Source organism: Collimonas sp. OK412, from assembly GCF_900112135.1.
Classification (GTDB): domain Bacteria; phylum Pseudomonadota; class Gammaproteobacteria; order Burkholderiales; family Burkholderiaceae_D; genus Collimonas; species Collimonas rhizosphaerae.
On record NZ_FOLC01000023.1, the window covers coordinates 35,317 to 57,743 of the forward strand.

The 22,427-nt window shown below is 59.2% G+C and carries 23 protein-coding genes; 15 read left to right on the forward strand and 8 right to left on the reverse strand.

Annotated elements, in window-relative coordinates:
• Positions 1 to 20: 20 nt before the first annotated feature.
• The 4 genes from BM062_RS19885 to BM062_RS19900 form a co-directional block, all read right to left on the reverse strand.
• Positions 21 to 560, reverse strand: a complete 540-nt coding sequence (locus BM062_RS19885; RefSeq protein WP_092400046.1) for an isochorismatase family protein — start codon at positions 558 to 560, stop codon at positions 21 to 23.
• 73 nt (positions 561 to 633) lie between these two features.
• Positions 634 to 1,836, reverse strand: a complete 1,203-nt coding sequence (gene pcaF, locus BM062_RS19890) for a 3-oxoadipyl-CoA thiolase (protein WP_092400048.1) — start codon at positions 1,834 to 1,836, stop codon at positions 634 to 636.
• Positions 1,837 to 1,857: 21 nt separating this feature from the next.
• Positions 1,858 to 2,502 carry a 3-oxoacid CoA-transferase subunit B gene (locus BM062_RS19895; RefSeq protein ID WP_092400050.1) on the reverse strand — a complete coding sequence of 215 codons (645 nt, stop codon included), beginning with the start codon at positions 2,500 to 2,502 and terminating at the stop codon, positions 1,858 to 1,860.
• Between the two features lie 11 nt (positions 2,503 to 2,513).
• Positions 2,514 to 3,212, reverse strand: a complete 699-nt coding sequence (locus BM062_RS19900) for a 3-oxoacid CoA-transferase subunit A (protein ID WP_092400116.1) — start codon at positions 3,210 to 3,212, stop codon at positions 2,514 to 2,516.
• Positions 3,213 to 3,422: 210 nt separating this feature from the next.
• On the opposite strand from BM062_RS19900, the gene BM062_RS19905 reads away from it, so the two are divergent.
• Positions 3,423 to 4,259: an IclR family transcriptional regulator domain-containing protein gene (locus BM062_RS19905; RefSeq protein WP_092400052.1), complete on the forward strand. Its 837-nt coding sequence runs from the start codon at positions 3,423 to 3,425 to the stop codon at positions 4,257 to 4,259.
• Between the two features lie 183 nt (positions 4,260 to 4,442).
• Here the strand turns inward: BM062_RS19905 and cqsA are convergent, their stop codons facing one another.
• Positions 4,443 to 5,696: an alpha-hydroxyketone-type quorum-sensing autoinducer synthase gene (gene cqsA / locus BM062_RS19910; RefSeq protein ID WP_092400054.1), complete on the reverse strand. Its 1,254-nt coding sequence runs from the start codon at positions 5,694 to 5,696 to the stop codon at positions 4,443 to 4,445.
• A 290-nt stretch (positions 5,697 to 5,986) separates the two neighbouring features.
• On the opposite strand from cqsA, the gene BM062_RS19915 reads away from it, so the two are divergent.
• Genes BM062_RS19915 through BM062_RS19925 form a run of 3 tightly spaced genes read left to right on the forward strand, consistent with a single transcriptional unit; the run spans position 5,987 to position 9,012 of the window.
• Entirely contained in the window at positions 5,987 to 7,192 is a 1,206-nt protein-coding gene (locus BM062_RS19915; protein ID WP_254785175.1) for a sensor histidine kinase, read from the forward strand.
• A 53-nt stretch (positions 7,193 to 7,245) separates the two neighbouring features.
• Complete coding sequence (locus tag BM062_RS19920) at positions 7,246 to 8,259, forward strand: response regulator (RefSeq protein ID WP_092400058.1); 1,014 nt, start codon at positions 7,246 to 7,248, stop codon at positions 8,257 to 8,259.
• A 15-nt stretch (positions 8,260 to 8,274) separates the two neighbouring features.
• Entirely contained in the window at positions 8,275 to 9,012 is a 738-nt protein-coding gene (locus BM062_RS19925; RefSeq protein ID WP_092400060.1) for a LuxR family transcriptional regulator, read from the forward strand.
• 28 nt (positions 9,013 to 9,040) lie between these two features.
• Here BM062_RS19925 and BM062_RS25685 read toward each other — a convergent pair whose 3' ends face one another.
• A complete protein-coding gene (locus tag BM062_RS25685; protein WP_175501098.1) occupies positions 9,041 to 9,178 on the reverse strand; it encodes a hypothetical protein in 138 nt (45 codons plus the stop codon).
• Complete coding sequence (locus tag BM062_RS25690) at positions 9,178 to 9,363, reverse strand: hypothetical protein (protein WP_175501095.1); 186 nt, start codon at positions 9,361 to 9,363, stop codon at positions 9,178 to 9,180. Before BM062_RS25690 ends, BM062_RS25685 begins: the two co-directional genes overlap by 1 nt.
• Positions 9,364 to 9,390: 27 nt before the next feature.
• Between BM062_RS25690 and BM062_RS19930 the strand changes: the two genes are divergently transcribed.
• From BM062_RS19930 to BM062_RS19940, 3 genes are all read left to right on the forward strand, one after another.
• Positions 9,391 to 9,963, forward strand: a complete 573-nt coding sequence (locus BM062_RS19930; protein ID WP_254785176.1) for a TetR/AcrR family transcriptional regulator — start codon at positions 9,391 to 9,393, stop codon at positions 9,961 to 9,963.
• 137 nt (positions 9,964 to 10,100) lie between these two features.
• The gene (locus BM062_RS19935; protein WP_092400064.1) at positions 10,101 to 10,739 is read left to right on the forward strand and encodes a glutathione S-transferase family protein; all 639 of its coding nucleotides are present in this window, start codon (positions 10,101 to 10,103) and stop codon (positions 10,737 to 10,739) included.
• Between the two features lie 51 nt (positions 10,740 to 10,790).
• Positions 10,791 to 11,774 carry a pyridoxamine 5'-phosphate oxidase family protein gene (locus tag BM062_RS19940; RefSeq protein WP_092400066.1) on the forward strand — a complete coding sequence of 328 codons (984 nt, stop codon included), beginning with the start codon at positions 10,791 to 10,793 and terminating at the stop codon, positions 11,772 to 11,774.
• Positions 11,775 to 11,837: 63 nt separating this feature from the next.
• On the opposite strand, the gene acpA is transcribed toward BM062_RS19940, so the two are convergent.
• Positions 11,838 to 13,976 carry an acid phosphatase gene (gene acpA / locus BM062_RS19945; RefSeq protein ID WP_092400068.1) on the reverse strand — a complete coding sequence of 713 codons (2,139 nt, stop codon included), beginning with the start codon at positions 13,974 to 13,976 and terminating at the stop codon, positions 11,838 to 11,840.
• Between the two features lie 187 nt (positions 13,977 to 14,163).
• On the opposite strand from acpA, the gene BM062_RS19950 reads away from it, so the two are divergent.
• The 8 genes from BM062_RS19950 to BM062_RS19980 all read left to right on the forward strand — a co-directional run bounded on the left by BM062_RS19950 (position 14,164) and on the right by BM062_RS19980 (position 22,412).
• Positions 14,164 to 15,423, forward strand: a complete 1,260-nt coding sequence (locus BM062_RS19950; protein ID WP_092400070.1) for a cytochrome-c peroxidase — start codon at positions 14,164 to 14,166, stop codon at positions 15,421 to 15,423.
• Between the two features lie 358 nt (positions 15,424 to 15,781).
• The gene (locus BM062_RS19955; RefSeq protein ID WP_092400072.1) at positions 15,782 to 18,268 is read left to right on the forward strand and encodes a type VI secretion system Vgr family protein; all 2,487 of its coding nucleotides are present in this window, start codon (positions 15,782 to 15,784) and stop codon (positions 18,266 to 18,268) included.
• Positions 18,265 to 19,095: a DUF4123 domain-containing protein gene (locus BM062_RS19960; RefSeq protein ID WP_092400074.1), complete on the forward strand. Its 831-nt coding sequence runs from the start codon at positions 18,265 to 18,267 to the stop codon at positions 19,093 to 19,095. The genes BM062_RS19955 and BM062_RS19960 overlap by 4 nt, the downstream gene beginning before the upstream one ends.
• Positions 19,096 to 19,188: 93 nt before the next feature.
• Complete coding sequence (locus tag BM062_RS19965) at positions 19,189 to 19,815, forward strand: DUF3304 domain-containing protein (RefSeq protein ID WP_092400076.1); 627 nt, start codon at positions 19,189 to 19,191, stop codon at positions 19,813 to 19,815.
• 2 nt (positions 19,816 to 19,817) lie between these two features.
• A complete protein-coding gene (locus tag BM062_RS19970; protein ID WP_175501099.1) occupies positions 19,818 to 21,533 on the forward strand; it encodes a phospholipase effector Tle1 domain-containing protein in 1,716 nt (571 codons plus the stop codon).
• Positions 21,534 to 21,595: 62 nt separating this feature from the next.
• Positions 21,596 to 21,880: a DUF3304 domain-containing protein gene (locus BM062_RS19975; RefSeq protein ID WP_092400080.1), complete on the forward strand. Its 285-nt coding sequence runs from the start codon at positions 21,596 to 21,598 to the stop codon at positions 21,878 to 21,880.
• Positions 21,877 to 22,206 (forward strand): DUF3304 domain-containing protein, encoded by a 330-nt coding sequence (locus BM062_RS25290; RefSeq protein WP_254785177.1) that lies wholly within the window; start codon positions 21,877 to 21,879, stop codon positions 22,204 to 22,206. The genes BM062_RS19975 and BM062_RS25290 overlap by 4 nt, the downstream gene beginning before the upstream one ends.
• Positions 22,207 to 22,208: 2 nt before the next feature.
• Positions 22,209 to 22,412: a hypothetical protein gene (locus tag BM062_RS19980; RefSeq protein WP_092400082.1), complete on the forward strand. Its 204-nt coding sequence runs from the start codon at positions 22,209 to 22,211 to the stop codon at positions 22,410 to 22,412.
• Positions 22,413 to 22,427: the final 15 nt, after the last annotated feature.

Sequence of the window (22,427 nt, forward strand, 5' to 3'; positions counted from 1 at the left end):
CCGGGCGACAATCCGCCGGCTTATTTGATCAGCTTGAGCATTTCACGGAATTTCGGATGGTCGCTGTTGCCCATCCATTCGAACATCAGCATTTCGCTGCTGACGATATCGGCGCCGGCGGCGCGGGCGCGCTCGATGGCCGCCTGCTTGTCGCTGGCGCGGCGCGAACCGATCGCGTCGCTCACCAGTTTTACCCGGCGCTGCCGGTGCAGCAAACCCAGCACCGTCTGCAGCACGCAGACATGCGCCTCGCAGCCCAGCACCACCAGCTCGTCGCGGCCATTGCTCAGCGCCGCCATGAAATTCGGCTGGATGCAGGCATCGAAGCTGGTTTTTTCTACGGTTCGGTCCAGCAACGCATGGACAGGCGCAACGGTGGGCCCCAGCCGCAAGGGCTGCTGCGCCGTGCCGATCACGGGAATCTCCAGCAGCCTGGCGGCCTGCGCCAGCAGCACTGCGCGTTGCAAGACCTGCGCGGCGTCGCCGATCACCGGCATCAGTTTTTCCTGCAGGTCGACGACGATCAGTGTCGTGCGGGAGGCATCGCAAAGATAGCTCATGGGCAGTCAGTATATTTAAGGCAGATCCTTGTTTTATACCACGCGCCGCAAGCGTTTTTCGTTCCGTCCGCGGTCAGACCCGTTCCAGCACCACCGCAATGCCCTGGCCGACGCCGATGCACATCGTGCATAGCGCGTAACGGCCCTGGATGCGCTGCAGCTGGTTGACTGCGGTAGCCGCCAGACGCGCGCCGGAAGCCCCAAGAGGATGACCAAGTGCAATTGCACCGCCGTTCGGATTGACGCGCGGATCGTCGTCCGCCAAACCGAGCTGGCGCAGCACCGCCAGTCCCTGCGCCGCGAACGCTTCATTGAGCTCGATCACGTCGAACTGCGCCAAGGCCAGGCCGGTCATCGCCAGCACCTTGCGCGTCGCCGGCGCCGGGCCCATGCCCATGATGCGCGGCGGGACGCCGGCGGTCGCCATGGCGACTATCCTGGCCCTGGGCGTGAGGCCATGCCTGGCGGCATTCGCTTCGTCGGCCAGCAGCAGTGCGCAAGCGCCGTCGTTGACGCCGGAGGCATTGCCCGCCGTCACAGTGCCGTCCGGCCTGACCACGGCTTTCAGCTTGGCCAGCGCTTCCAGGCTGGTGGCGCGCGGATGCTCATCTTTATCGACGATGACGGCTTCGCCCTTTTTTTGCGGAACCGCAACCGGCGTGATTTCGCTGTCGAAATAACCGGCGTTTTGCGCCGCCACTGTTTTGGCCTGGCTGGCGAGCGCCATCTTGTCCTGGTCGGCGCGGCTGATGCCATATTCGGCTGCAACATTTTCAGCGGTCTCCGGCATCGAGTCGACGCCGTACTGCTGTTTCATCAGGGCGTTGACGAAGCGCCAGCCGATGGTGGTGTCTTCGATCCTGGCGCTGCGCGAAAATGCGCTCTCTGCCTTGGCCATCACGAACGGCGCCCGGCTCATGCTCTCGACGCCGCCGGCGATCATCAGGCCGGCTTCGCCGCTCTTGATGGCGCGCGCCGCCGTGCCCAGCGCATCCAGGCCCGATCCGCACAAGCGGTTCAGCGTCGCCCCCGGCACTTCCAGCGGCAAGCCGGCCAGCAAGGCCGACATGCGCGCCACGTTGCGGTTGTCTTCGCCGGCCTGGTTGGCGCAGCCGTAGATGACGTCGGCCACCGCCTGCCAGTCGACCTGCGGATTGCGCGCCATCAGGGCGCGGATAGGCATTGCGCCGAGGTCGTCGGCGCGGACGCCGGCCAATGCGCCGCCATAACGGCCGAAGGGCGTGCGCTGGGCATCGCAAATGAAAGCGTGGGACATGGGGTTCTCCAGGATCAGTAATCAGCAAGCAATGACGAGCGGCACCGCGGTCAGCTTCTGCAGCTCCTCGAACCGCAGGCCGTCGACCATGGCGATGACCCTGGCGCCGTCCGGGTCGAGGTCGATCACCGCCAGGTCGGTGTAGATCCGGCTGACGCAGCCTATGCCGGTGAGCGGATAAGTGCAGGCCGCGACCAGCTTGCTTGCGCCCGATTTGGTCAGGTGCTCCATCATCACATAGGTTTTTTTGGCGCCTATCGCCAGGTCCATGGCGCCGCCCACGGCCGGGATCGCATCCGCGGCGCCGGTATGCCAGTTGGCCAGGTCGCCGCTCGCCGACACCTGGAACGCGCCCAGCACGCAGACATCCAGGTGGCCGCCGCGCATCATGGCGAAGCTGTCGGCATGGTGGAAATAACAGCCGCCCGGCAGCAGCGTCACTGCCTGCTTGCCGGCGTTGATCAGGTCGTAGTCTTCCTCGCCGGCGGCCGGCGCCGGGCCCATGCCGATCACGCCGTTCTCGCTGTGCAAGATGACTTCGCGGCCGCTCGGCAAGTGGTTGGCCACCAGAGTCGGCAGGCCGATGCCCAGGTTGACCACGGCGCCGTCAGGTATGTCCTGCGCCACCCGCGCCGCCATTTGTTCTCTGTTCCATTTATTTGTCATGTCCTGTCCTTTTATGCTGCTTTGAAACCCGCCGGGCCGGTAGCGCTGCGCGGCACCTGCACCACCCGCTGGACGTACAGCCCGGGTGTGACCACGCTTTCGGGATCGAGGCTGCCCAGTTCCACGATTTCATGCACCGAGGCGATCGTCACCTTGGCGGCGCTGGCCATGACGGGACCGAAATTGCGCGCGGTCTTGCGATAGGTCAGGTTGCCCCAGCGGTCGCCGCGCTCGGCCTTGACCAAGGCGAAATCGGCATGGATCGGATGTTCCAGCACATACATCTTGCCGTTGATTTCGCGGGTTTCCTTGCCTTTGGCCAGCTCCGTGCCGTAACCGGTGGGTGTGAAGAAAGCGCCGATGCCAGCGCCGGCGGCGCGGATCCGTTCCGCCAGGTTGCCCTGCGGGACCAGTTCCAGCTCCAGTTCGCCGGCCCGGTACAGGCCGTCGAAGATCTGCGAATCGGCCTGGCGCGGGAAGGAGCAGATGATCTTGCGCACCCGCCGCGCCTTCAGCAGCGCCGCCAGGCCGGTTTCGCCGTTGCCGGCGTTGTTGTTGACGATCACCAGGTCGCGCGCGCCTTGGGCGATCAAGGCGTCGATCAGCTCTGCCGGCTGTCCGGCGCCGCCGAAACCGCCGATCATGACCGTGGCGCCGTCATGAATATTCGCGAGCGCCAGTTCGACAGAAGGAATAATTTTATTAATCATGGTCTTTACGAACATTTCGGTTGAAAAATATACCAAAGTTCTTATAATGAACAAATATTCGTATAAAGAACTTATTTGAAAAGGATAGTCAGCAGGCAGGCCGATGTCAACTGCTGATTTGTTGCGCCTGGGCGTTTGCCCAGGCCCTGCTTTGCACAGCGATGTCTGTACCTGCCGCCCTTGAGCGGCAACTGATTGAAAGCAAACGCCATGTCGAAACCATCCCTACTCTCCACTCCGGCTGCGATTGCAAGCAGCGAAGATGGCGGCGCCCATGATCCAAAGCCAGGCGACAGCTACGTGCAATCGTTCGCGCGCGGACTCGCCGTGCTGCGCAGCTTCGGCGCCCGGTCGCCGGCGCAGACGCTGACTGAAGTCGCGGCTGCCGCCGGGCTGACCCGCGCCGGTGCGCGCCGCATCTTGCTGACCTTGCTGCACCTGGGGTATGTCGAGATGGATGGCCGCCTGTTCCGGCTGACGCCCAAGGTACTCGAACTGGGCTTTGCCTACCTGTCGTCGCTGCCGGTATGGACCCAGGCCCAGCCGGTGATGGAAGACCTGGTGCAAAGCCTGCGCCAGTCGTGCTCCGCCGCCGTGCTGGACGGCGACGAGATTGTGTACGTGCTGCGGGTCCCGGCGCACAAGATCATGTCGATCAACCTGGGCGTGGGCAGCCGGCTGCCGGCCTACTCGACTTCGCTGGGACGCGTGCTGCTGGCCGGTTTGCCGGACGAGGTCCTGAGCCAGCGCCTGGCTGCCGCTGCGCTGCCGGCGCATACGCCGCAAACGATAGTCGACCCGCAGCGCCTGCTGGAAATCATCCGGCAGGTGCGGATCCAGGGCTGGTGCATGGTCAACGAAGAACTGGAGCCGGGGCTGGTGTCGCTGGCCGCGCCGGTGTTCGACCGCAACGGCCGGGTGGTCGCCGCCATCAACCTCAGCGGCCAGGTAAACAACCCGACGCCGGCGCACCTGCTGGAACACTGCCTGCCCATGCTGCTGGCCGCCGCGGCAAAAATCAATTTGCTGGTGCGGGCGCAAAAATGACGCAGGCCGGCAAATCGAATGGCGTGAAATACGCGGCCTTTTTCCGCAACCTCAGCCTGGGGCGGCCCGACTGTTCCGGCAAGGCGCAGCCGGAGCCGAAACACGGCGCGGCGCCTGGTGTTGAAACATGGCTGAGACATCCCGAAGACCATAGGCCATAGGCCATAGTCTTCGGAATATCCATCAACGGGGCCGGCGGACGGAGGCGGCCATGCGCCGGCTGGATGACCAGTCAGCCAGCCGGACTTTTTCACGAATCGCCGCACAGGCTTGCAAGATCTGCTGGATTTCCACTTCGGTCAAGCCGGAGTTGAGCGTCAGCCTGACCAGAGAACGGTTCTTGGGTGTCGCCGGGGCGCAAAAAACCGCGCCGAAAATACCTTCCTCTTCCAGCGCTTTGCGCAACACCAGTGTCATCGGCTCTGTGCCGGCTTCCAGCGCGATGATTTGTTCGGTGCCGTCGCTGACGTTGTAGCCCAGGTCGCTCAAGCCATCGCGTATGCGGCGCGCATTGCGGTGCAAGACAAGACGGCGATCGTCGGCGCTGCGAATGAAATCGAGCGCTGCATCGAACCAGGCAAGTTCATGTCCCAGCAAGCAGGAACTGAAAATGGCGGGGCGTGAAGCTGACAGGAAATAGCCTTTGAACTTGCTGGAACAGGTAATGAACCCGGCCCGCCCGCCAAACGCCTTGGCCAACGACGCAGTACGGAAATGCACGCGTTCGGACAAGCCCATTTGCACTACCAGACCGGCGCCTCCCGGTCCATGCGTGCCGAGCGAGTGCGACTCATCCACCACCAGAATGCTGCCGCTGTCTTCGGCAATGGCCAGCACTTCCGGCAAAGGACAGACGCTGCCCGAGGTGCTGTAGACGGCGTCGACCACAATCACCCCCGCGCCATGCTTAAGCACCTGGCGCCGTAAATGCTCGATCTCGTTGTGCAGAAACGGCACCGGACGCGCCTGCCCGGAATGCACGCCTTCCCACAGCGATGCATGGGCTTGCATATCCAGATACACCGGCACGCCTGGGCCGGCAATGCTTTGCATCAATCCGACATTGCCACTCCAGCCGGATTGCGTGACAAGGCCATCTTCCGATTCCATGAAGCGAGCCAGCCGTTGCTCGAGACGGTGCTGAGGACTGCCCTCCTGTAAAAACACCTGTGACATCAACAAATTAACGTCGCCCTGCTTCAGGCGCGATACCTGGGCTTCAATCAGGGCCGGCTCGGCCGCGATGCATAGGTAGTCGTTGCTGGACAGGTAAATTGCATCCGGACCGGGCGCGCACCATTTATGCAGGTGTTCGCCGCCCAGCAGTCTTTCGATGCGATCAATATAATGCTCGTCCATCCGAGCTGATACGAACGCAGGCAGCCGTTGCTCCGCTGCCGAAGTTAAATCAGCATGGTAGCTTGTAGTTAGTGGCATAATTTTCTCCCAAGACACTACTCTGTTGACATGCCAGACAGAGTAGCCAGCGCTCGCCTGCCTGGAATCTGGAGCCGAGCTGAGCAAATGGTTGTGAAAGCGCGGTAATCAGCCGGCCCATCAACTAAGTGCAGCGCAGCAATTTATAATAGGCTAATATTTCACCTCCCATGATTGAGCACACAAGCATTCGGAGCCGGATAAGCCAGCGCTGGCCAGCCTGGCGCAACGCCACAAGTACATGGTGGTCCCATTTTTATGGGCAATACAACAACTCCATCGAACGTTTCATGGTGCTGGCATGGGTCGCCATCGTCGGCATGCCGCTGTACTACGTTGTGTGGGCGTACTGGTTTCCGCAACCTTATGAAAATCTCGCCTTGCGGATTGTGGGTGTAGTGATTTGCCTGCCCGCTATCTTCCTCCGGCACCTGATTCCAAAAAAATGGCTGACCGTCTATTTTTTTATCGGATTGACTTATGTGGCGCCATTTTTCTTCACTTTCATGTTTCTGATGAACGATGGCTCCTCGATCTGGGGCCAGTCACTGCTGATAGCGCTAATCATTCTGTTCCATTTCGACACCACCCTAGCCTTCCTGTCCTATGTCATAGGAAGCGCACTGGCTTATGCCGTTTATGCAACGATCCACGGCAGTCTCATGCCGCTCAGCGTCCAGATGCTGGAACAAGTGCCGATCCAGCTGTTCGCTGTCTTTACGGTGTCGCTCGCCAAGGTCGGCAGAAAGGTGCTGGCGCAGGAGAAACTGGCGGGCATGGCGACCGCGCTGGCGACGGTGTCGCACGAACTGCGCACGCCTTTGCGCAGCATCAACGCCAATGCACGCGGCCTGAGCCGCCTGCTGCAGGAAAACGCCGTGCAGGCGACGCCAAGCCAGGTGCCGATGGAAAAAGCGCTGGCCCGGATCGAACTCGAAGTGCGGCACATGAACAACGTGATTGACCTGTTCCTGCTGAGCGCCTCGACCGGCAGGGAAAACCTGATCCCGAAGGACATCGTGTCGATGGCGGCCGTGGTCGAACTGATGATGCAACGCTATCCGTTCGTCAACCAGGAACAGCGCGATCTGGTGGCCGTCACGGTGCGCTCCGATTTTCGTTTGCTGGGACAGGTCGAGCTGTGCTCGATGGTCCTGATCAATTTGCTGCGCAATGCGCTGACCTCGATCCAGCGCGTCGGCAAGGGCCGCGTCCGGATCGTGGTGGACGGCGCCCGCGCCCGGCCACGGCTGTTGTTCATCGATACCGGCTGCGGCATTGAAGCCGGGCGCGCATCGCAGATTTTCGAACGCTTTTACGCTTATCCCGAATCCAGCGGCACCGGCATCGGGCTGGCGTTCTGCAAAGATGTGCTGGAAGCCTGGGGAGCCCGCATACGCGTGGTTTCGCGGCCGCTGGGCTACACCATTTTTGTGCTGGATTTTCCACCCATGGTGCAACAAAAAGCAGCAGATGTCCGCTCTCTGTTAAATTAACTGTCTTTCCATATCAGGCGCTTTGCCTCTTTCCTTGGCCTGCATTGCCCGACATGAATATTTCGTTACCTGTTTATCAACATCCGACCCTGACTATCCTCATCGATGATAGCCAGAGCTTCCTGGACAGCCTGGCTTTCCAGCTGCCGCCGCACATGGCGCGCAAAGTGTTCCACGATACCCAGGCCGCCCTCGACTGGCTGCGCGACGCTTACCGCCATTCGCCCAGCAAGAGCCAGTCGATCCGGGTCAACTACGACGAACAGGCATTCTCGTTCGAGCGGCGCACGGTGGCGGTCGATATCGAGCAGATTTACCGGCAATCGATGAACCGCCGGCGTTTCCTGCTGCCGTCGGTGCTGGTGATCGACTACGCCATGCCGCAAATGAATGGCCTGGCGTTTTGCCAGGCGGTGCAAGACCTGCCTTGCAAAAAGATCCTGTTTACCGGCCAGGCCGACGAAAAGATCGCCATCGACGCCTTCAACCGCGGCCTGATCGACCGTTTCATCAAGAAGAGCGACCACGACGCGCTGGACCGCCTGGAACTGGAGATCCGCAACCTGCAAAAGGAATTTTTCCACGCCCAGTCGCTGACGCTGAAAGACCTGCTGTCGCGCCATTCCTTCACCTTCCTGTCCGACCCGGCGCTGGAAACACTGGTCGAGCAGCTGTGCAAGCGGCATGGCTTCGTCGAGTATTACCTGTTTCCCAACCCGACCGGCATCCTGTTCTTCGACATGCACGGCAAGGCGACCCTGATGGTGGTGGAAACCGAGGCCAGCCTGATGTCGCAGCTGGAGGTGGCGCAGGACTATGGTGCGCCGCTGGAATTGCTGACCGGTTTGCGCGAATTGCGGCTGGTGCCGTTCTTTTCCGACAGCGGCGGCATGTATACCGACGCGTTGCGCCACGATTGGCTATCATATTGCTTGCCGGCACAAATTTGTTTCGGTGCCCAGGACTACTACTGGGCGCTGTTTGATTTCCCCAGCCATTATTTACGTGAACCTTTTTATTCATTGGCGGATTTTTTACGCGACCAGTCCGCCGACATAAAATCATAGGATCCTGAAAATCACATGCTGCAAAGCGAAACCGCTCCTCGATTATCCGCGCCCGACCTGCTGCAGGTGGTGCAAGCCCCTGACTGGGAGCAGCTGCGCACATGCATGCAGCGCCTGCTGGCGCAGCTCGGCGTTTGCGATTTCATGTTGCAGATGGAGATCGCCAGCGTCAACGGCACATCGCAGGTGCAGCTGTTCGGCAGCCTGCCAAACCCGTTGCTGCAGCAGTTCAGCCAGCCGGCCGACGACAAGACCGATCCGGTCCGGCAGCATCTCGCGCGCTCTTGCCTGCCGCTGAACTGGCAAGTCGACCAGTTGTGCCTGCTGCATGGCGGACAGGTTTATCCATTGTTGAAAGCCAGGGGCGTCACGCAAGGCATGAGCCTGGCGCTGCACAGCAAGCACGCGGTGAGCCGCCTCGATTTCTACAGCAACGCGGCGCGCCCGGCCGCGCTGCCTGTCGCAGCCCAGGCCGACGCCTTGCTGCTTGGCGTATACCTGCAGGAAGCGGCTGAGCGCTTGTGGCGCAAGGTTGCTCCGAACCAGGAACCGATTTTATCGGCGCGCGAACTGGAATGCCTGCGCTGGAGCGCCGACGGCAAGACCAGCAGCGAAATCGGACTGATCCTGGGCATATCGCAGCGCACCGTGTATTTCCACATGAAGAATGTGGCGATGAAACTGGGCGTCTATAGTACCCGCCACGCTATCAGCAGGGCGGTCATGATGGGTATCATCAAACCCAATACCTGAACCGCCAGGCACCGGCTTGCGCCGCTGCTTAGCTGCTGCGCGGTAATGCCATGCCATGGTCTGCCGCATGCGCTGCCAGGCAAGCGTCCTGGCTATCCAGCAAGCTTAAGTCGGCGCCGAAATACAAGATGATGCCGAACGCCGCCGCGGCAACGGCAAACACCATCAGCGCAATGCGGCCTCCTGCTTTTTTTTTTGCAAATCCCCCGTCATAGCTGGCATGGCGATTCCTTCGCAAAAGAAGTTAGCTAAACAACCAATTGAATAAAAATTTAGGCAGGCATGCGCGGATTTTGCATGGATGCCCTTGCTGTATTGGTATTTCACCACTACATTGATAACAACGAACATTCGGTACACTCATCGGGTCCAAACATCATGCCAGCAGCCACCCTCTCCCGCGACCAGGTCGTCGATCGCATCCTGGCCGCTTTCCGCCGCTACGGCTATGAAGGCAGCAGCCTGTCGCGCCTGTCTGAGGCCACCGGCCTGGGACGGTCGAGCCTTTATCATTATTTCCCAAACGGCAAGGAAGACATGGCGAGCGCAGCCATGGCGGCGGTCGGCGCCTGGTTTACCCAGCATGTGCTGTCGACCCTGGACAGCCGCGAGGCATCCGCCATCCGCCTGCAGCGCTTCGCCGGCAAGCTGACTGAGTATTACGCCAACGGCATGGCGCCCTGCCTGATGGATGTGTTCACCATCGGCGAAGCCGGCTCGCTGTTCCAGCAGCACCTGGGCGGTCGCATGCGGGCCCTGATGGCCTTGCTGGCCGGGGTGGCCGAGGAAGCTGGCGTGGATAAGGTGGAAGCCGCCGTACGTGCGGAGAATGCCGTGGTGGCGATTCAGGGATCGTTGATCGTGTCTCGCGCCTTGGACAGCAACGGCCCTTTTTTGCGCATGATAGAAAACTTCCCCGCCATCCTGCTTGGCCCTCAGCCGGCCAAGTAAGGCATTTTTGATTTCCCGTTTTTACTTGACAGCCTGGTTTTGCTTTTGTATTGTACCGATTGTTCGGTACATAATCATGCAGTTTTCGCCAGGCATCGCTTGCGGTGCTTTTATTCCAGCCTTCCAGGAGATATTCCATGCCAGCCGTCCGCCCAGCCCAACCGATCCGTCTTTACCGCGCCCCCTTGTCCGGCCATGCCCATCGCGTCCAGCTGTTTCTGTCCCTGCTGGACCTGCCGTTTGAAATGATCGATATCAACCTCGGCGCCGGCGAACAGAAAAAGCCTGAGTTCCTGGCCAAAAATCCGTTCGGCCAGGTGCCGGTGATCGAAGACGGCGAGGTCACGCTGGCCGACTCGAACGCGATCCTGGTCTACCTGGCAAGCAAATACGGCGACGCCGGCTGGCTGCCGCGCGATCCTTTGGGAGCGGCAACCGTGCAGCGCTTCCTGTCGCTGGCCGCGGGCGAAATTTTCCGCGGCCCGGCCAGCGCCCGCCTGGCGACCTTGTTCGGCATGCCGCTCGACCTTGGCGCGGCCTGCGCCACCGCCACACGACTGTTCACCCTGCTGGAGCCGCACCTGGCCAGCCGCCCGTTCCTGGCCGGCGCCCAGGTGACCATCGCCGATGTGGCGGCGTACAGCTACATCGCGCATGCGCCGGAGGGCGGCGTGGCGCTGGACGACTACCCGCAGATCCGCGCATGGCTGGGACGGGTTGAAGCCTTGCCCGGTTTTGTCGCCATGCAAGCCACACCGCCGGCGCTGGCGGCCTGAGACCGCGTTCCGGCCATCAATCAATCGGAGCGCCCTACCAAGGAGCCAAGAATGTCCCATCCTGAAATCGCCGCAGCCGGTCCAGACAGCACGCCTTTCCATCGCGGCGAACGCGCGGTGCAGCAGCGCGCCGGCGTGCTTGAAATGATGGCGAGCCGCGGCCAGCTGCTGCGCAGCTTCATGCCCGACCAGCACCGCGAGTTTTTCCAGCAGCTGCCGTTCATGATCGTCGGCAGCATCGACCGCGAACAGCAGCCGTGGGCGTCGATCGTCACCGGCGCGCCCGGTTTCGTGACTTCGCCGGACGCCGAGCACCTGGAGATACATCCGCATGTGCTGGCAGCCGATCCGCTGCAGCAGACGCTGGCCGACAACGCAGCCATCGGCTTGCTCGGCATCGAACCGCATACCCGCCGCCGCAACCGCATGAACGGCAAGGTCGAGAAAATCGGCGCGGCAGGATGGACGCTGAAGGTAGACCAGAGCTTCGGCAACTGCCCGAAATATATCCAGGCGCGCCGTCCCACCCTGGTCGAAGGCGACGACGCCGCGGCGCCCGTAGTGCACAGGGCAACCCGGCTGGACGCCGCGATGCAAGACCTGGTCGCCGGCGCGGACACTTTTTTCATCGCCACGGCCTTCATGGGCAAACCTGCCGATGCAAGCAACCGCCAGTACGGGGTTGACGTGTCGCATCGCGGCGGCAAACCCGGCTTCGTCCGCATCGACGATGAAAAGACGCTGACGGTACCCGATTTCGTCGGCAACTCTTTCTTCAACACCATCGGCAATCTGGTCGAGCATCCGCGCGCCGGTTTGCTGTTCATCGATTTCGCCAGCGGCGACGTGCTCTACCTGGCGGCCAGCGCCGAGCTGGTCTGGGATGGCCCCGAAGTGGCGGCATTCAAGGGCGCCGAACGTTTGCTGCGCTTCCGCGTGGAGCAGGCGATACGGGTCGAAGCCTCGCTGCCGCTGCGCTGGAGCGAAGCGGAACTGTCGCCGGCGCTGGCGCCCATGGGTTCCTGGCAGAGATAAAAAAGCCGGCTGCCTTTTCCAAGGCAGCCGGCTTTATCTTTTTCCCCGCCGAGCTTGCGCGGATTACTCTTGCGGCACCGGCGTCAATGCGCCGGTCAGGTCGCCCATCGGCTTGGCGCCGTTCGCCACCAGCGCCTTGTCGCGTGCGGTAAGGCCAGGCAACACCGGCAACGCATAACGATTGGTGATGAAGCGCAGGATGGAAGCGGTGTCGTACTGGGTGTGGTCGACGAAACCTTTCTTCGCATACGGCGACACCAGGAGAGTCGGCAAGCGTGTGCCCGGACCCCAGCGATCGCCCTTGGGCGGCGCCACGTGATCCCAGAAGCCGCCGTTTTCATCGTAAGTCACCACGATCAGCATGTGCTTCCACTGCGGGCTGGCCTGCAGCTTGGTGATGACGTCGGCGACGTGGGCATCGCCGTCAGCCACGTTGGCATAACCGGGATGCTGGTTCAAGTTGCCTTGCGGCTTGTAGAACGCAACCGCAGGCAGTTTGCCGGCAGCAGCATCCTGCAGGAACGAAGCATCAAAATCCTTCAGGTGGCTGGCGCGTTCGGCAGCGCCGGCGGCCGTGGCCGGATCGAAGCGGCTATAGTAGTTGAACGGCTGGTGGTGCGGCTGGAACTGGACCTTGCCGCCGTAGATCACGCTGCGGGTGGCGTTCGGCGCATCTGCCAACGCTGCGTTCCAGGCGCCTGCATACCAGGCCCAGTCGACGCCCTTGCTGGTCAGCTCGTCGCCGATGTTGGTCTGGGTCTGGACCGGCAGGGTAGTAGCCTTGCTTGGGTCGGCGTACGCTGCCACGGCGGCGGCGTTGTTGCCGCTAGGCTGGTACGGCGGCTGCATGGTGTTGACCGCGTAGAACATGCCGGAAGCGTCTTTCGGCGTGATGGTGCTGTCCTTCAGGTAGACCGGCGCGCCGTTCAATACTGAAGTCGGATTGCCGGTGCCCGGAGTCAGGCCGACCAGGTTGCCGCTGGCGTCGAGCGTGACGGCGGAGATGTTGCCCTTGGCGGGCGAAGTGGCGGCGTCGGCGTTCGGGTAAGTCGGGGCGCAGGCGCAGATCAGGTATTGGTGGGTCAGGAAGGAGCCGCCGAAAGCACCCATGAAGAAGTTGTCGGCCAGCGTGTATTGCTTGGCGATATTCCACAGCTTCATCTTGCTGCCGTCGTAATAGCCCATGCTGAGGCCGCCGGCATCGGAGTACGCGGCGAACTTGTCGTTCTTGCCGCCGTTGATCTGCATCTGGTTATTGAAGAAACGATGCACCAGGTCGCGCGTGATCACGGACGACGACATGTAGATCGGGCTGTTGGCGTCATCGATCTGGAACGGCTTGTTCGGCAGGTTGGCCGATTGCGCCTGGGTGATGACGGTGCTCTGGCCGGCCAGGGTCATGCCGCCCCAGGTCGGCGGCAGGACCGGCAGGGTGCTGCCGTCGAAATCCTTTTGCGGTACATAGCTGGAAGTCGAGGTCGGATTGACGCCGGGAATGCCGTTGGCGCCGGGGAACAGGCCGTACAGGTTGTCGAAGCCGCGGTTCTCGGCAAAGATCACCACCACGTTCTGGATGTTGTTCATCGCCAGCGCGCCGGCCAGGGCCTGGCCCAGGTCAACCGTGCCGCCTTGGGCGATGGCCGCCGCGATGGCAGCGTTGACGGCCGCTGCTTCCGCTTTCAGCTTGGCCAGGTCATTGCCGCCCAGCTTGTTGATGTCGGCCAGCAGGTTGGCTTCGGCAGTGCCGATCTTGGCGGCCAGCTTCTTGCTGGCGTCGGCGAAATCGCCGCCGTTGGCATCCATGGCGGCTGTCAGTTCGGTCGAGATGGCGCTGATGAAAGCGCTGCGGCCGAGCGGCGCGCGGAACACCAGCTTCTGCGTGATGGCGCTGCCTTTGTCGCCCAGCGCTTCGTGGCGGATGGCGTCGGTATCGACGGTGGCCACCACCGCGCCCTGGCCCTTGAGGGAAAATGAACCGTCGGGAGCAGTCCTGGCTACCGGCGATGCGGCGTCGCACGTCGCTTTCTTTACCTTGTCTTCGAAGCAGACCTTGGCGTTTTCGTAATAGCTGCCGGTTACCTGGCCGCTGGTCACTGCACCGGTGGCCTCGCCGATCGAGCTGCCGCCGCCGCAGGCGCTCAGGCCCGCCGATAGTGTCACCGTTGCCACCGTTACCGGCAGCCATTGCATGGTCCGCTTCATAAACCCTCCCCGGGCGATAAAAAGCGCAATCGTATGCCCCGAATATTTCAGCTGTGTGAAATGCGGTAGCGGCCGCCATTTATTTTCAGGATGTGGATGTGTCATCGTTCTGTCACACAACGCTGCTAGGCTTGCCTCCCATTCGACGCGGCGCTCCGCTCGTCCCCAAGGCTCGTCAGACATTCCTATGAAACCAGCGGTCATTGCATTCCTGAGCGGCGTCGCCGTGCTTCTCCTGAACGGCTGCGGCCAGCAGCATGCGGACGCCGAAGCAGCCAAGCCCGCTGCCCCGGCCTACGTCGGCGCGACCTATGCGCCGACGCTGAAAAAGCAGCCCTCGGTAGCCGACATGACCGCGCTCGGCCGCACCATGTTTTCCGATCCTTCGCTGTCGGCTTCGGGCAAGATGTCTTGCGCTACCTGCCACAGCCCCGACCATGCATTCGGCCCGCCCAACAACCTGGCGGTGCAGCTGGGCGGCAAGGAAATGAAAACGCTGGGCACGCGCGCCGTGCCTTCGCTGCGCTACATACAGAACGTGCCGGCCTTCACCGAACATTTCTTCGACGACGACGGCGACGACAGCATCGACGCCGGCCCCACCGGCGGCCACAACTGGGACGGCCGCGCGCCGTCGACCCACGACCAGGCGCGGATCCCGCTGCTGTCGGCGCACGAAATGGGCAATGCGAATGCAGCCGAAGTGGTGGAAAAACTGAAAAAATCCAGCTACGCGGCGCAGTTCCGCGCCACCTTCGGCGAGGATATTTTCGACAACCAGGAGCAAGCCTTCAAATGGGCGCTGATGGCGCTGGAAGTATTCCAGGAAAGCCCGACCGAATTCTATCCCTACAACAGCAAATACGACGCCTTCCTGCGCCAGCAGGTCCAGCTCAGCAAGCAGGAGCTGAACGGCCTGCGCCTGTTCAACGATGCATCGAAAGGCAACTGCGCCTCCTGCCACATCAGCGCAATCACGGCCAGCGGCGCCTTTCCGCAATTTACCGACTACGGCCTGATCGCCATCGGCGTGCCGCGCAACAAGAATATCCGGGCCAACGCCGATCCGAAATATTACGACATGGGTTTGTGCGGCCCGGACCGCACCGACCTCAAGGACAAGACCGAGTATTGCGGCATGTTCAAGACGCCGTCCTTGCGCAATGTGGCGACGCGCAATGTGTTCTTCCACAACGGCAGCTTTACCAGCCTGGAACAGGTGATGAAATTCTACGTGCAGCGCGATACTCAGCCGCAGAAATGGTATCCCAAGGCCAAAGACGGCAGCGTCATGAAATACGACGACCTGCCGCCGGCCTACCACGGCAACGTCAATGTGGAAGCGCCGTTCGACCGCAAGCCGGGCGACCGGCCGGCGTTGACGGACAGCGAGATCAAGGATGTGATGGCTTTCCTGAAAACCCTGAACGACGGTTACCGGCAATAAACAGGGATTTGCGGCGACTATCGACTCCAGCTGAATTAAGGTCAGAACGCTCTACCGGTGCATCGGAACGACATCTATGTCTATCATGCCTATCTCGTGGATTGTTCAAGGCGGATATTAAGACTCTTCTTAAAACGGGCCTCGACGAATTCCATATGACGCTTCGCGTTTTGTCGACACTACCGTAACCACTCGCTCACGGACAGCTGTTTTGGCCAGGGCCGCATTCCCTTTGCGTCTCGAGGCCGTGAGCGTCGCAACTCCACATCCACACTTGCTTTTTCACCAACATTTGCTTAACATAAGTGAAAAGTTATCTAAAAAGCATCGTATTGCCTTCAGGCGATGGGAGGGACGGATGAAAAGTACTGCCAGAACGCTGCAAAGCCTGATCCAAGATCGCCAGCACAATCGCGTCTTGCGCCTGTCGTTCATTAACGATGATGCGCCTGACGCGGAATTACTGGTCAACAGGCTGGATGCCAGCGAGGCCTTGAGCCGTGATTTTTCCTATACGCTAGAACTGTTGAGCGATGATCCTCACATAGAACTCAAGGCCATGCTCGGCAAGCTGTTGTGCGTGGAATTGATCCGCAGCGACGGCTGCGCACGCTTTTTCACCGGTTACGTCGACCAATTCCGCTTCAAGCGCAGCGACGGCAACCTGGCGTTTTACGAGGCGCATCTGGTGCCTTGGCTGGCCTTCCTTAAAGAGCGTATGGATTGCCGCGTGTTTCACCAGCTGTCCTTGCAGGATTTGACGGCGGCGGTGTTCGCCGAGCATGGCGGCTTGGCAGCATGGGATTGCACCCTGCATCATGACGACCCCATCGTCACCGAACGCTTCCAGTTCAACGAATCACAAGCCAATTTCCTGCATCGCCGATGGGAAATGCTGGGCTGGCATTATCACTACGAACATGGGCCCACCGGCCATGTATTGAAGCTGTCGGATGACTCCACTTATGCCGCCGCAATCGACGGCCGGCCCGAAGTGCCGTTCCAGCGCCACGGTGGCGCTGCCGAGGAAGCGGCAATTTGGGAGTGGTCGCCGTTCCGCCAATTTGCGGCGTCTACGGTCGCGCGCTCCAGCTACGATATCAAGAATCCCCGGCCGCAGCATGTCAGCGTCCCCACCATCAACCAGCAAGGCGCCGTGCCGTCCATCGAGTCTTACCAATATGCCGGCGCCTATGGCTTTAGCAGCCTGCAGGATGGTGACCGTGTATGCAAGGTGCTGGCCGAGGGGATCGAGGCGGCCGCGAAGCGCTTTGATGCGCGCGGCAATTGTCCCTATCTGCAACCGGGACGGTGGCAGCGCCTCACCGGCCATTTCGATGAGGACTGGTCGCCCCAGCGCGACAAGCCGCACGACGAGCAAGACCATGAATTCCTGGTGATCAGCGTCGAACACTGCGCCACCAATAATTATCTGCAAGACGCCGATGCCGCCTCCGCCTATACCAACACAGCCGTATGCATCCGCAAGAAAATCCCATGGCATCCGGAGCAGGGCTACAACAGCGAGGCGACCCGCATCTACGGCCTGCAAACCGCGACAGTCGTCGGTCCTGCCGGGCAAAATATTTTTGTTGATCATTTCGGACGCGTGAAGGTCCAGTTCCACTGGGACCGCCACGGCAAGAACAATCAAGACAGCTCCGCCTGGATACGTGTCTCCAGCGGCTGGGCCGGCGCGCAGCAAGGCATCATAGCGATTCCACGCAGCGGCCAGCTGGTGATCGTGCAATGGCTGGATGGAAACTGTGATCGTCCCATCATTACCGGATCAGTGATCAGCCAAGACAATATGCCGCCATGGGCTTTGCCGTCGCAAAGCGCACTGTCCGGCATCCGCAGCAGGGAGTTGGCACCGAAGGGCGGCAATGCCGTTGGCGGGCGCAGCAACCACCTGATATTTGATGATAGTAACAATGCCATACAGGCGCAGCTGAAAAGCGACGCCTTCGACAGCATGCTGTCCTTAGGTTCCATCACCCGCATCAACAACAATGCCGGGCGGCAGGACCGGCGCGGCAGCGGCTTTGAGCTGAGGTCGGATGCGCAGGGCGTACTGCGTTCGCATGGCATGCTGCTCACCACCGAAGCGCGCCCCAAGGGTGCAGCACATACCACCGACATGGGTGAAACTGTCTCGCGCCTGACGCAATCGCGGGATTTGCACGAGCAGCTGGCTGACCTGGCGCAAACCCATGAGGCGCAGCACGAACAGGCAGACCAGCAAGACGTCGCCAAGGCCATCAAGGCGCAGAACGAGGCAATCAAGGGCAGCGGCGGCGATTTTCCTGAATTGGCAGAGCCACATCTGGTACTGGCCAGCCCCAGCGGCATCGAAAGCAGCAGCGCCGCTTCCACCCATCTCGCCAGCGCCGACCATACCGCGCTGACGGCCGGCGGGCATGTCTCGGTCGCCACCGGCAAATCATTTTTTGCAGCAGTCCAGGACCTGTGGTCGGTCTACGTTCACAAGCTCGGCGTCAAGCTGATCGCCGCCAGCGGCAAGGTGAGCATTCAAGCGCAAAGCGACAATCTTGAGCTGCTGGCGCAAAAGGTGCTGGATATCATCAGCACGCACGACTGGATCAATCTCAAGGCCAAGCTGGGCATACGTCTCAATGGCGGCGGCAGCGAGATTGTCCTCAGCGGCGACGGCATCAAGGAATATACGCCAGGCGGCCACGAAGTTCACGCGGCCGATCACCAGACCTTCGGGCCGCAAGCCAGGCCGCTGCACTTTCCCGGTCAGTTGCCGAATCACGATATCTGCATTCCTTGCTTGCTGAAAGCAGCACAACAAAAACTGGCCAGGGCGAATCCGGCATGACAGCAACAGAACCGGAGATTTCCCCTTTTCTATTGATCGACAGCGCCATGTTAGGCGGGACTGAAGCCTATCTTCCCATGCAAGCGGACGCACGTCCGGACTGGCTGCTTCCCATTTATAAAGAAACGGCCGCCACGGTCAGTCCGTTGTTGATTGATATGGCGGCGGCGGAGCAGGCTGGTCAGTTGGATTTAATGATGACGCTGTTTAATGCGATGCAACCCCAACTGCATGCATCCCTGATTGAAACCAGGTTGTCGCACGATGCGCTGGCCCAGCATTTACGGCATTTCATCTTTGTGAGACTAGCCAGCGGCGACGAACCGACGCTGCGTTTTGCCGACTGCGCCGTCTTGCCGTCCCTGGCGGTCGTCTTGACGCCGGCCCAATGGGCGGCGGTTGTCGGTCCCATGACCCGCTGGTGCGTTCACCAGAGGCACGGTGTGTTAACCGCTCTGGCCCTGGCCGAACCTGGGCAGGAGCTGGCGCCGACGCCGCTGACGCTCACGGCGCAACAAGATGCTCTGCTGACAGAATTAGAGGCGCCAGATCAGTTAATCGGCAATTTGTTAAGAAGGCGCAAAGGGCAAACGTTACCCGGTGATATGGCTGAGCAGCATCGATGGGCAAGTGAGGCAATTGCTCAGTGGCGTGCTGCCGGGCACAGCGACAACGGTGTTCTGCTGTTGCTGGCGGATGCTATTTTTGACACGCAAGGGCGATTGCTGGGCCATTCTGGTTTGGCGGACATCTTGGCGCAGCAGAATGCAGCCGCGATTAATGTAGATTTAAAGCAGGCCATAGAGAGATATTCGGGGCAAGCTTAGCGAAATTAAGGGTTGCTAGTGCAACCTCAGGAAAAATTGGGGCGCAATTTGGCTTTTATCTGGCTGTAGAAGGATGTCGACAAGGAACAGTACATGGAAAAAAATCAAACAAAAAAACGGATGAGTTGGCTACAAAAGCTGGCTATGTCTTTTTTCGTCTTTACCTTCGTGGGTTGTGCCAGTGTTCGGACTGGCGTCGACGAAAACAATTTCACTTCAGTGGAACTGAGTGGTGTGCAGCATATGGGGCCGAATTTCAACATCTCTGATTTTTATGTAGACCATACAAGCGGCAGTAATGTAGGGCGAGGCGGTGGTGGTGGTGGCATCGTTTGTTGCGTGGCACTTCCGAAAAAGTGGCGCCCAAATTTCACCGTTGAGGTACGTTGGGCGGTTGGTGATTGGAGCAAGCAAAACAAGGAAGAAACAGCTTTGGGTAACTTCCAAAGCATTATCTTTGAGCGCTACAAAGCAATTGTCCCGGTTGAAAAATACGACGAGGCGGAACATGTTTGGGTGCATTTCTTTGCAGGAGGAAAAGTGCGCGTGGTTTCCAGCGCTCCTGGTTCATTGAGCAAGATTCATCCGATCCAGCGTGATGATCAACATGCCGTTGATAGCGCGACTATCGGCAGTCATATTGATTCATTGTTTACGTCTGAAGAATTGGCTGAAATGAGACGAAAAAGCAAAGAACGCAGTCGTAAATATGGAGAATGACGGTGACAGACGAAATTACATTTGCCGTTGCCTCAATTCGACAAGCCCCAACAGCCGCAATTGCACAGGTTTTGCCGAAACATTATCTTTGCACGTCCAACTGTGAAGAAGATATCGACCTTGGGCTATTCTTTGACGGCACCAGAAACAATATGTATGAAGACAAGCCAAGTTTGAAGCATAGCAATATCGCCAGATTGCACGATGCATATTTGGAAGACCCGCCTCTCGGCGCCCGTCGCGTTTACATTAATGGCGTAGGGACTCCATTCCCGGAAATTGGCGAACTCAGCTATAGCAATATGGGAAACGGTTTCGGTTCCGGTTGTGAAGCGCGCGTTTTATATGGATTACTTGCTGTGTTTAATACGATACATGCACGTGCTTACGACGATCAACCTTTTTTTAGGAAAGAGCAAGTCAAAGCCTTGTGCCGCAACAGTTTTCATGTGTCCGATCCAAGTGATCTGCAAGAGCTCAAAAAGCTTGGGATAACAGAAGGTCTGCTGATGAGCCATGGTGGCCTTAGCCCGCGCGAGGAATTCTTGAAGCGACAGGCAAATTTTCTCGAGAAGAAGCTATCGACACACGGCAAGCCAGATATTAAAGAATGTTTTATTGACGTATTCGGCTTTTCACGTGGGGCTGCAGAAGCGCGGGTTTTCTGTCAGTGGCTGGATAAGTTGCTGGTCGGCGGGAAGCTGGCCGGCGTCATTATCCGTTTTCGTTTCGTTGGCCTGATAGATACCGTTGCTTCCGCAGGTGTGTTGGGTGGATTGGCTGGCACTATCGTCAACAGCACCGGCGGTCATGATGGATGGGCAACAGCGAAAGATTTGCGGATTCCCACATCGGTAGAAAATTGTGTGCACATGGTTGCCATGCACGAGTTGCGCAAGAATTTCCCGATTGACGAACTTGGCGTCGACGGAGTACTGCCACCGCATTGTCAGGAGTTTGTTTATCCAGGTGCGCACAGCGATGTCGGGGGTGGTTATGAGCCGGGTGAACTAGGAATTTCAGTTGGCAATACTTTGTTTGAAAGCGACGCGCTTAAATTATCGCAAATCCCGCTCAATCATATGTTTGATTGTGCGGTTGCGGCGGGTGCACCGCTGGACAAGGAGCGAGCCACTTCTGATTCTGGTCATGCGCCGTTTGTAGTAAGCCCTCGGGTCGAACAAGCCTTCAATGATTTTCTGACGGCTTCCACTATGAAGCCACGCCCAATCCATGAATGGCTGCAGCCTTACTTGAATTGGCGCTGGCAAGTCTGCAAGCGCTACGAGCAGCTTGCTCAGGTACAAAAGGCGAACGCAGAGGACAGAAAACTGTTGATTGATTCAAATAAAATCCTGATGAAAGACGCCGATCTGATCGGCCTCAAAGGCGACGTCAGTTTGTCTCAGCGATTCCTTGATTTCATTAAAGGCCAACCCGGCGCCAGTCTGAAAGCTGCCGAGTATCGGCAAGCGGCATTGAGCGCACTAGATCCGGAAGCGCCTGCGTTGCTGGATATGGCAAAGAACGCGCCGCCCACGACTGCCGCCATCGCCGCTCTGTTCGACGGCTTCGTTCACGACTCCTATGCGGGTTTCACGCCAGCTGGACTGCACGAAGCAACCGGCTACTGGCGCTATCGCAAAGGATTCCGTGGCGGCAGCGAAGCGACAATCGCAAGCAATGATGCTAACAACCAGAACGCAGCGCTTGGCTAGCCCCGTATTTTATTTACGCCGGAGGAATTAGCTGAGATGAAAAGAAAGGGTAGAGAAAACACATGAGTTGGCTTCAAAAACTCGCTTTGTCTTTGTTGGTCCTTACCTGCGCGGGTTGTGCCAGCGTTCAAGCTGGTATTAACGACCGTAATTTCACACCCGTTAGTCTGACTGGTGTCCAGCATATCGGGCCAGATTTTAATATTTCGGACTTTTACGTTAATGGTATCAGCGGCAGTAATGTAGGGCGAGGCGGTGGTGGTGGCATCGTTTGTTGCGTGGCACTTCCGAAAAAGTGGCGCCCAGATTTCACCGTTGAGGTACGTTGGGCGGTTGGTGATTGGTGATTGGTGATTGGAGCAAGCAAAACAAAGAAGAAACAGCTTTGGGTAACTTCCAAAGCATTACCTTTGAGCGCTACAAAGCAATTGTCCCGGTTGAAAAATATGAAGAGCCTGGGAAAGTGTATGTGCATTTTTTCAAAGGTGGGAAAGTACGTGTGGTATCGGGCCCATTTGGATACGGAAGTAAAGAACATCCAATTCAACGTGATGACCCTCATGCTGCGGATATTGCTACGGTCGGTACCCGTGTGAATGCGTTGTTTACGCCGGAGGAACTGGCCGAGATGAGACGAAAGAGTAGGGAACGCAGCAGGAAATATGGAGAGTGACGATGACAGAAGATCTTACGTTTTCCATAGCGCCAATTCGACATGCGCCGACTGAACGTATTACTTCTGTATTGCCGAAGCACTATTTATACACCTCGAAATGTGAAGAAGACTTAGATATCTCCGTAGACGCTTTGTTTACGCAGGAAGAACTGGTCGAAATGAGACAGAAAAGTAAAGAGATCATCTGGAAATATGACGAATGAAGCTTGGACAGGATA